The sequence below is a fragment of the Staphylococcus simiae genome, assembly GCF_002902085.1.
GTDB lineage: Bacteria > Bacillota > Bacilli > Staphylococcales > Staphylococcaceae > Staphylococcus > Staphylococcus simiae.
On record NZ_PPQR01000021.1, the window covers coordinates 1 to 9565 of the forward strand.

General features: G+C 30.9%; 9 protein-coding genes and 1 pseudogene. 2 read left to right on the forward strand and 8 right to left on the reverse strand.

Going from position 1 to position 9565, the window contains the following annotated elements; translation table 11 throughout:
- Window positions 1–98: 98 nt before the first annotated feature.
- On the forward strand, window positions 99–662 hold the full coding sequence (locus tag CD113_RS03420; protein WP_095092775.1) for a thioredoxin family protein: 564 nt from the start codon (window positions 99–101) through the stop codon (window positions 660–662).
- Window positions 663–720: 58 nt separating this feature from the next.
- On the opposite strand, the gene pmtD is transcribed toward CD113_RS03420, so the two are convergent.
- From pmtD to CD113_RS03455, 7 genes are all read right to left on the reverse strand, one after another.
- Complete coding sequence (pmtD, locus tag CD113_RS03425; RefSeq protein ID WP_002465005.1) at window positions 721–1461, reverse strand: phenol-soluble modulin export ABC transporter permease subunit PmtD; 741 nt, start codon at window positions 1459–1461, stop codon at window positions 721–723.
- Window positions 1461–2333, reverse strand: coding sequence for a phenol-soluble modulin export ABC transporter ATP-binding protein PmtC (gene pmtC / locus CD113_RS03430; protein WP_002465006.1), 873 nt, complete (start codon window positions 2331–2333; stop codon window positions 1461–1463). Before pmtC ends, pmtD begins: the two co-directional genes overlap by 1 nt.
- Window positions 2334–2345: 12 nt before the next feature.
- Window positions 2346–3014, reverse strand: a complete 669-nt coding sequence (pmtB, locus tag CD113_RS03435; protein ID WP_002465007.1) for a phenol-soluble modulin export ABC transporter permease subunit PmtB — start codon at window positions 3012–3014, stop codon at window positions 2346–2348.
- Window positions 3011–3901, reverse strand: coding sequence for a phenol-soluble modulin export ABC transporter ATP-binding protein PmtA (pmtA, locus tag CD113_RS03440; RefSeq protein ID WP_002465008.1), 891 nt, complete (start codon window positions 3899–3901; stop codon window positions 3011–3013). The genes pmtB and pmtA overlap by 4 nt, the downstream gene beginning before the upstream one ends.
- Window positions 3898–4278, reverse strand: a complete 381-nt coding sequence (pmtR, locus tag CD113_RS03445) for a PSM export ABC transporter transcriptional regulator PmtR (RefSeq protein WP_002465009.1) — start codon at window positions 4276–4278, stop codon at window positions 3898–3900. The genes pmtA and pmtR overlap by 4 nt, the downstream gene beginning before the upstream one ends.
- A gap of 474 nt (window positions 4279–4752) precedes the next feature.
- Window positions 4753–4932 carry an SE1626 family protein gene (locus CD113_RS03450; protein WP_002465010.1) on the reverse strand — a complete coding sequence of 60 codons (180 nt, stop codon included), beginning with the start codon at window positions 4930–4932 and terminating at the stop codon, window positions 4753–4755.
- A 167-nt stretch (window positions 4933–5099) separates the two neighbouring features.
- Window positions 5100–5198 carry a Trp-rich small protein gene (locus CD113_RS03455; protein ID WP_002465011.1) on the reverse strand — a complete coding sequence of 33 codons (99 nt, stop codon included), beginning with the start codon at window positions 5196–5198 and terminating at the stop codon, window positions 5100–5102.
- 201 nt (window positions 5199–5399) lie between these two features.
- On the opposite strand from CD113_RS03455, the gene CD113_RS03460 reads away from it, so the two are divergent.
- Entirely contained in the window at window positions 5400–6689 is a 1290-nt protein-coding gene (locus tag CD113_RS03460; protein ID WP_002465012.1) for an aminotransferase class I/II-fold pyridoxal phosphate-dependent enzyme, read from the forward strand.
- A 312-nt stretch (window positions 6690–7001) separates the two neighbouring features.
- On the opposite strand, the pseudogene CD113_RS03465 reads toward CD113_RS03460, so the two are convergent.
- Window positions 7002–9565: pseudogene (locus CD113_RS03465) on the reverse strand (hypothetical protein); the annotation flags it as partial.

The window sequence follows — 9565 nt, forward strand, 5'->3', positions numbered from 1 at the left end:
TAACAAGATTTAACATAAATAATGCAATTAATTTATTTTATTACCTTTTATTAACATAAATTGGTATAATATTGTAAATGCTAAAGGAGGTTTTTACGATGACAAATTTAGAAACTTATTTCAAAAATAGTCAACCGTTAAATGATTATATTGATAATATGAAAACTAACAAAGATAATATCATCGAAATCTATCAATCATTTGACATGCCAAATGATAGCGAACGCCTTAATAAAATCAGCAACATGGACTACTCTAAAGTATTAGTCATTACTGAAGACTGGTGTGGCGATGCAATGATGAATTTGCCAATTTTGAAGCATATCAGCGAAGCTTTAAATCTTGATGTACGTGTTTTCCATAGAGATGATGATACACGCTTAATTGATCAATACTTAACAAATGGTAAATCTCGCTCAATTCCTATTTTTGTATTCTTGAATGATCAATACGAACAAGAAACTGTTTGGGGCCCAAGAGCTTCTGAAGTACAAAAATTTGTGACTGATATACGTAATGATAAATTGCCAAGTAAAGACCATCCAGATTATAATGACTTAGAAAAAGAAACACATTTAATTATTTCTAATCGTTATAAAACAGACACTACATTTTGGAAAGCGGTATATAATTCCATCTTAAATAAACTCGAAACTAAATAAACAAATACAAAAGCGAGTCATATTCGATACGTCGATCAATGACTCGCTTTTACTTTAATTAAATATCTTTTTTAGCGGCATATAATACGCTAACTATGAATAATACAATGATAGATGCAATAGAAATGAACCATTGCCAATTTGTAAAATCAATATTAACTTCTGTCATTTTATTAGTTAAATACGTAAATGGTAAATATTTAAATGACTTATTAATTTTATCTCCAATAGTTGGTATCAAACCGATGAGTGGTTGAATAAATGGCACGATTAACAGTAAAAAGATGCCTAATGTGAATATCACTGCTGTTTGCTGTACGACTAATGTTACGAATAACAACACTAATCCAAAGAATAAGAAGAATATTAAATAAAACCAAATATTATTTAAAAATTTATCTCCATCTAAAGCTTTTCCCTTTGTTGTTTGTTGTAATATGAACATTAAGATATATTGTAACAATGTAAATAATAAAGAAATTACAACGATTGATATTGTCTTAGCAACTATATAACCAATACGGCTCTTCATTTTACTCATATATAATTGTATTGTCCCTTGTGAATAATCACGCGTTATCGTTTTAATAATAAATAATAACCCTATGAATAAAAATAGCCAATTAGATAACGCGAATACCATGTCGTAATTTACTTCATGCGATGGATTAGTTTTAGCGTTAGACATTAACATCGTCTGCATCGTTGATAAACCAGCAACCACAATAAGTGATATATATGTTAATGGACTTTTTAAAATACTATAAAAATCAAATTTTACGAGTTGGAATATATTCATTAGTTATCACCTCTTTGATTAATATTGAAGTACGTATCACGTAATGAACTCTTACGTGTTTCAATATATTGTGGGTAGATGTTTTCCTTAGCTAACACTTTTAATAATTGCTCATAATTTTTTTGAGATTTAATCATGATATGGCCATCTGCTTTTTCAGATTGTTTAATATCAAATTGTACTGATAGTGCCTCAATAGCTTGATCAAACTGAGCGTGGTTAACTGTTATTAGTGTCACTTCTTGAGGTCCACCATCTTTCATATTAATATCTTGTACAAAGTTACCATCTCTTAGGAAGATTGCTCTATCACAAATCAACTCAATGTCTTCTAGTTTATGACTTGAAATAAGAATTTTCATGCCTAATTCTTGTACTAAACTTTGTATAGTTGTTAATACATCGATTGAACCATCTGGATCCATACCATTTGTAGGTTCATCCAATATTAAATATTTAGGTTTATTCATTAAAGACACTGCAATCGCTAACTTCTGTTTCATTCCCATAGAATATTTCTTAACTTTTTTCTTCACATAGGGTCTCATACCAAATGCATCGATAATTTTATCAGTATATGCTTTATCAAAACCTTGCCCTAAGACTTGAGCAAATAATTTCAAGTTATATAACCCTGATTTATTATCATATAATTTGGGATGTTCAATTAAAAAGCCAACATTATCTTTATGATTTAATGCTACTTTCCCTTTAAAATTTATAATATTGCCATTCATGACTTTCATTAATGTTGTTTTACCAACACCATTTTTACCAATTAATCCGACAATTTGACTTGTTCCAAAATCAAAATTAATATCATCTAATACTTTTTGTGTACCATATTGTTTAGTAATATTTTCTAATTTCATCAAAGTCCTCCTTTAAATTGATTGACGCGTTATTTTTCTATATTGAATAAAGTAATTAATCATTAATGCTACAATACTTATGGCAATGAGACCATAATTTAATATGTAGACATAGTACTTTGGTAAAGTGAAACTATTAAAAATAAAATAATCGACAAAATTTATCACAATTGCAATAAACAACGGTAACAACCAAGCAATAGTAATAATATAAAATATATATGATATATAACTTCTACGTAATTCAGTCATTTTACTAAAAGCAACAGGTAATGATAAAAAGTTAGCTACAATAAAATTGAAGAATGTAGGAAAGTAAATATCATTAACACCCAATGACATTGAATTATCATCGTATAAGTATAGAACTAAGGCACCTAAAAAGGTGAAAATGATACAAGTAATATAATTTGAGTTTAATAAGTCCTTTTTAGACACAGGCAAACTACCAAATATCAAATAGGAATTGTTACCACCTAAGCGTTTATGCACTCTAAATAAATGACCAGAATCAAGTATAAAAATAATAAAAACTAATATAAATGCTAATGACCCAAAAATATAATAAGTTATGGAGTCTTTGGCAAAAGAGGCGTAAATTGGATAAAACAGTAATGCAATAGCATATGTAATAAGTGTCAATTGGCGCAATTTCAAATTTCTCATAATCAGGTTTTTCATTGTTTAAAACCTCCACTTTGCTTATGACTATTGTCTTTGCCATTTTCCAAATAAACCATTAACTTTTCGATTGTTGGTCTTTCAATTTCAACTTTATTGCCTAAAATTTCTTTAAATATTTGTCCATGTTCTGTTAATGCGGTAAAACCTGTTGCACGTTCATCTTTATATAGTAACAATGATGCTAATTCATCATCTAAATCCAATATTGAACCGTGAATGATTTGATAACGTTGTAAAATATCATTAGTTGACCCATGCAATTTGATTTGTCCATCACTGAGATAAACAATATAATCAGCAATCATTTCTAAATCTGAAATAATATGTGTCGACATAAATACAGTTTTATTACTATTGATTAATTCTTGCTGAATCATTTCAAGTACTTCATTTCTAACAACCGGATCTAATCCTGACGTTGGTTCATCAAATATAAATAAATCTGCGTGATGTGATAATGCTATGGTTAATGACAATTTCATTTTCATACCAGTTGATAATGTTTTAATCTTTTTCTCAGGTACTATATTAAATTGCTGTAGTAATTGCAGAAATTTGTCATGATCCCACCTGCTATAAAATGGTGAGATGATTTTTTCTAATTTTTTCACTGACCAATTTTCATTAAAATAGCTCTCAGAATAAACAAAACCAATTCTATCTTTAATACCCACTGTATCTTCTTGCATACGTTGTTGCCACAGTGTAATAGTACCAGACTGAGGACTATATAAATCCATAATTAAACGAATGATAGTAGTCTTTCCGGCACCATTTGTTCCGATAAATCCAGTTACATAGCCTTCAGGAACTTGAAAGGTGATATCATTAAGCTGTAATCCACCTTGTTCGAATGTTACTCCATTTAATTCAATCGCATTCAAGATAATTCCTCCTCATATATAAGAGCTAAAATATCTTGTAATTCTTCTAATGACATACCAATCGTTTTAGCTTCTTTAACTAAATCTTTAGTTAAATTTTCAATTGTAAAAAATTGCTTTTCTTTAAAGATAGCGCTATCTTGTTCTTTCACAAAAGTCCCTTTACCTCTAATTGTTGTTACAAAGCCATCTTTTTCTAAATCTTCATATGCTCTTTTAGTCGTAATTAAACTAACTTTCAAATCTTTCGCTAATTCCCTCATTGATGCTAAGTGTTCTCCTGGTTGAACATATCCTTTAAGAATATTTTCTTTAATCTGTTGTTTGATTTGTTCATATATTGGAGAGTCACTATTATTTTTCAAAATTATTTTCATGAATGTCCCCTTCCAGAACTGTATATACACACTATATACACTATATACAGTTTTGTAAACTATAAACCTACCAATGAGTCAAAATTCTTCCAATAATAATATTGACTTATTTAGAATACAAATGTGTTTGTATTGCTAATGAAATTGGAACCGACATAAATATATCAAAGCAATGATTGCGTAGATATTCTTCTAGCACATTAATATAAAATCTGCATATGACTTTTTGATAAGGTATCATACCCACTTTAGTAATAGTGATTAGAGTGATAAAACATTGATTCACCAGCATTTTTTCATTAGACAGTTACTGTCATGTGTATCTGATTATATATAGAATCCTATTAAATACATGCTCTTCAGCATATCCTAACTTAGCTGTGATAATAAAATTGTTAATAAAAAACTGCACTAACAATGATCTATATGTGAATAAGTTCTTGATTATCACATAAGTTATTGTTAGGCAGTTAGCTATTTCTTATTATTCTTACGTCGATCATTATGTCTACTAATAAACGCACAAATCATAAACATAATTGCTGCTAGTAAAAGCTTTATACCTTGTTCTTCACTATGCGTTGATTGTAAATAATAACCAACAACAAATAATATGATAGCAATAATTACAAATATTTTTGTTAAATGCTTCATTTATTTCACCTCAACGTCTCCCATTATAACAAACTTACGATTACATGTTGAGTTCTTCTATAACATCACTTTGATAAGTTGTTGCTTAACATTTATTAATTAATATACTCAATTTTAAATGAACTGTACCCTTAATATTTAAGATGATAGTTACTGATTGCTTTAAACTATTTTTTATTTTTCCATTTGCTTTCTAACCAAATCCTTAACACAATTAAAAGAGATCCAGTAATCAATGTCATTAATCCTTCTTGCCACCATTCCATTTTATGACCTCCTATATTACAATATCAAAATAAACTTTAAAAAGTTTCTATACATATTCTAACACAAAATACGAACACACGTTCGTATTTTAATTACAAATTTTAAATTTGTCGGTAGAAGCCACAACTTCACTTTATCTTTGTTATAATTGAAGATAATATATATTTGAAGTCAATTTTTAAAAGAGAGGTTAGTCAATAATGAATCCATTAGCCCAAAATTTAAACCAACAACTTGAACAATCCAATCCTCAAGTCTTAGCTATGCTATCTAATTTAGGACGCAATATGTTTTATCCAAAAGGTATTTTGTCCCAATCAGCAGAAGCTAAAAGTACAAAATTTAATGCTACTATTGGTATGGCGACGAATAAAGATGGTAAAATGTTCGCTCCTTCATTAGATAATATGTTTAATGATTTAACACCGGATGAAATATTCCCTTATGCACCTCCTCAAGGTGTAGAAGAACTTAGAGATTTATGGCAACAAAAAATGTTGAAAGATAATCCAGAGTTAACTAAAGAGCACATTACACGTCCTATCGTTACAAATGCCTTAACACATGGTTTATCTTTAGTTGGAGACTTATTTGTAGACTCAAATGATACAATTTTATTACCTGAACATAATTGGGGCAATTATAAATTAGTATTTGACACACGTAACGGTGCACAAATCGACACATATCCTATTTTTGATGAGCAAGGTCATTACACAACGAGTGCATTAGTAGAAACATTAGAACATTACAATAAAGACAAAGTCATTATGTTGTTAAATTATCCAAACAATCCGACTGGCTACACACCAACTGCTAATGAAGTTGAAACAATTGTTACAGCTATTAAAACACTTGCAGATAATGGTACCAAAGTCATTGCTGTGGTTGACGATGCCTATTATGGTCTATTTTATGAAGATGTTTACAGACAATCATTATTCACAGCATTAACACAACTAAACTCACAAAATATCTTACCTGTTCGTTTAGATGGTGCGACTAAAGAGTTCTTTGCTTGGGGCTTCCGTGTTGGATTTATGACATTTGGTACATCTGATCAAACAACAAAAGATGTCTTAGAAGCTAAAGTGAAAGGTTTAATTCGTAGTAATATTTCTAGTGGACCACTGCCAACTCAAAGTGCCGTCAAACATGTGTTGAAACATCATGAACAATTTGATAAAGAAATTGCAAAAAATATCGAAACACTTCAACAACGCTATGACGTTACAAAAGAAGTTGTTTATAATGCCAAATATAATAAATATTGGCAAGCTTATGACTTTAATTCAGGTTACTTTATGGCTATTAAAGTACTTGGTGTTGATCCAGAAGACTTGCGTAAACATTTAATCGAACATTATTCAATTGGTGTTATTGCTTTAAATGCTACTGATATTCGTATTGCATTTAGTTGTGTAGAAAAAGAAGATATTCCACATGTTTTTGATTCAATTGCCAAAGCGATTGATGATTTAAAAGCATAACATGATATATTTTTATGAGAGTTAAAGGTAAACAAATGCTTGTTGCCTTTAACTCTTTTTAATTACTTTGACAAAAATTTTATTATTTGTAGCGTCTATGTTTAGATGTTCTTGTCACAGTAATGTTAATTTTATAGGATTGGAAAATCTAACATATACTACTGTTATAAAATTAAAAAACAACAGTAAGATGTCTTTTTAATAATCATCTTACTGCTGCTTATTGGCGTTATATTAAGTTTTATTATTACATAAACTTAATGAAGCTTATTGTTAATTTTTTTAATTAACTCATATTGTTTGTTATTTTATTTATTGACGTTCTTTATGTTTACGTCTAAAAATTAATGATAATCCAAGTAATGACATTAAGGCGTACATTAAACTATGATTGTCGTCATTTACTTGTCCCGCTTGTGGTAAATTTTTCTTATCTTCTTTCTTAGTTACTTGTTCACTGTTGTTATGACTAACAGTTAATACTTCTTCCTCTTTTTTTACCTTTGTTATCGGTTGGTTTATTATATTTGTTAGTGTTTCTTTGTCTGTTGAAAGTTGTGTCTTACTTTGACTTCGTCTTCGATTTTTTGATAGTTTTTCAAAAATGTGTATTGTAATGCCATCTTTAACTTTTGTTTCAAGGAAACGATATCCTGGAATTTCACCAGCTTGTCTTGCTGATTTTGGATATTTGTCATCTTCAATAGGGTCTTTTAATATTTGACCTTTTGTATCCATCCAAACTGTTACATGAAGCACAGGTAGATCTTGTTGTATAGCATTAATACCGTCTTCAGGTTGACTAGTCGAAATCAACGGTTCATTATGTCCAGTTGAACTAGTTGTTCCAGTGTTATTAGGTGCATGTGTTAAATCTGAACCATGTACTGAATTATTATCTTTGGAAATGACACCTGAATGATTGTCTTGTTGTGACGAATCTTCCGGTGCTTTATTGTTATGATTTGTATTATTAACGTTTGAGCTTGATAAATCTTGACTATTATTATGCTCATTATTTTGTATCGTAGGTGTTTGTTGATTATTCCCCGTATCATTACTTTGGTTATTAGCTTGCAATGAATGATTTTCATTATTTTGATTTATTATAGACGTATGATGATTTTCTTGATTATTGTTAGGATTTGCAGCTTGGTTAACATTATTTTGAGGTACCGAATTTAATTTTTTAAAGATATAACGTGTAATACCATCTTTCATTTCCATACCTATATATTGATAACCTTTAAAGCTTCCCACTTCTTTAGCTTCTTCAGGGTTTTTGTCATCTTCAACAGGGTCTTTTAATATATTACCTTCTGTATCTACCCATACTGTTACATGAAGTATAGGTAATGTTTCATCATCAAATTTTTCAGATGCTAATGTTTGAGTCACACTTTTTCCATCACTATTACCATTTTTTACAGTAGCTGTAATCGTTCCCTCAAATTGAGCGATGTCACCTGGTATTGTTACTTCACCAGTCTTAGGATTAATATGAACTGATGGATATTGATTATTCACTAATTGCCATTCATTTTGTTGTTTTACAGCATTAATGGTAAATGTAGAAGCATCAGTATTGTCAATTTCAATCATTAATTGATTCACATTTTCTGGTGGACGTACCATTGTGATATGTTGGTCTGTATCTTCTTCGATAATTGCCGCTGTTTGAGGTGTAGGCATTTTATCATTCATAGTCATACTAGCTGTTTGACTAGGATTACTGTTTTTATTGACAGCAAAGACATTGACTGCACTGTTTAGCTGCACTGCAGTATGGTCTACAGTAACAACACCTGTTTGATTGTTAATTGAAATTCCTGCTACTGATGGATTTAAAGACCACATATTATTCACTTTTGTTGCTGTGATGGTTTGACCTGCTCCAGTCGTATCGACATATTTTATCGTCATCGATGTTGTATCACCTTGTGGGGTAATCGTGACACTTGCTGTTGCTTCATCTGCTGTTACAGTTGGTGCTGCTGGTGTTGTTTCTTTAATTGGCATCTGAACTGTATGTTCTTCACTAACATCACTATTGCCTTTTACGGCTGTTGCTGTCACTTCGCTATGTGGTTGGACGGCTGTATGGTCTATGGTAACGACACCTGTTTGATTGTTGATAGTTATACCTTGAACTGATGGATTGAAAGACCACACATTATTCACTTTTGTTGCTGTTATGGATTGATCTGCACCTGTCGTATCGGTATATTCAATTGTCATTGCACCTGTATCACCTTGTGGGGTAACTACTACGCTTGCCGTTGCTTCATCTGCTGCTACAATGGGTGCTGTTGGGGTCGCTTCTTTAATTGGCATCTGAACTGTATGTTCTTCACTAACATCACTATTGCCTTTTACGGCTGTTGCTATGATGTCACTATGTGGTTGAACTGCAGTATGGTCTACGGTAACGACACCTGTTTGATTGTTAATTGAAATTCCCGGTACTGTTGATTTAAGTGACCATAGATTATTGACATTTGTCGCTGTTATTGACTGATCTGCACCTGTCGTATCGGTATATTCAATTGTCATTGCACTTGTATCACCTTGTGGGGTAACTACTACGCTTGCCGTTGCTTCATCTGCTGTTACAGTTGGTGCTGCTGGTGTACCTTCTTTAATTGGCATAGTAACTTGCGTTTCACTACTACTATCACTGTTGCCTTTTACGGCTGTTGCTATTACTTCGCTATGTGGTTGGACAGCTGTATGGTCTACATCAACAACTCCAGTTTGACTGTCAATAGAAATACCTTGAACTGGTGGATTGAGTGACCATATATTATTTGCTTTTGTTGCACTTATGGTTTGATCTGTACCTGCCGTATCGACATATTTTATCGTCATTGATGTAA

Bases quoted from the DNA above. Each gene is read 5' to 3' on its own strand.
- CD113_RS03420 (WP_095092775.1), top strand. From the start codon at position 99: ATGACAAATTTAGAAACTTATTTCAAAAATAGTCAACCGTTAAATGAT.
- pmtD (WP_002465005.1), bottom strand. From the start codon at position 1,461: ATGAATATATTCCAACTCGTAAAATTTGATTTTTATAGTATTTTAAAA.
- pmtC (WP_002465006.1), bottom strand. From the start codon at position 2,333: ATGAAATTAGAAAATATTACTAAACAATATGGTACACAAAAAGTATTA.
- pmtB (WP_002465007.1), bottom strand. From the start codon at position 3,014: ATGAAAAACCTGATTATGAGAAATTTGAAATTGCGCCAATTGACACTT.
- pmtR (WP_002465009.1), bottom strand. From the start codon at position 4,278: ATGAAAATAATTTTGAAAAATAATAGTGACTCTCCAATATATGAACAA.
- CD113_RS03450 (WP_002465010.1), bottom strand. From the start codon at position 4,932: ATGAAGCATTTAACAAAAATATTTGTAATTATTGCTATCATATTATTT.
- CD113_RS03455 (WP_002465011.1), bottom strand. From the start codon at position 5,198: ATGGAATGGTGGCAAGAAGGATTAATGACATTGATTACTGGATCTCTT.
- CD113_RS03460 (WP_002465012.1), top strand. From the start codon at position 5,400: ATGAATCCATTAGCCCAAAATTTAAACCAACAACTTGAACAATCCAAT.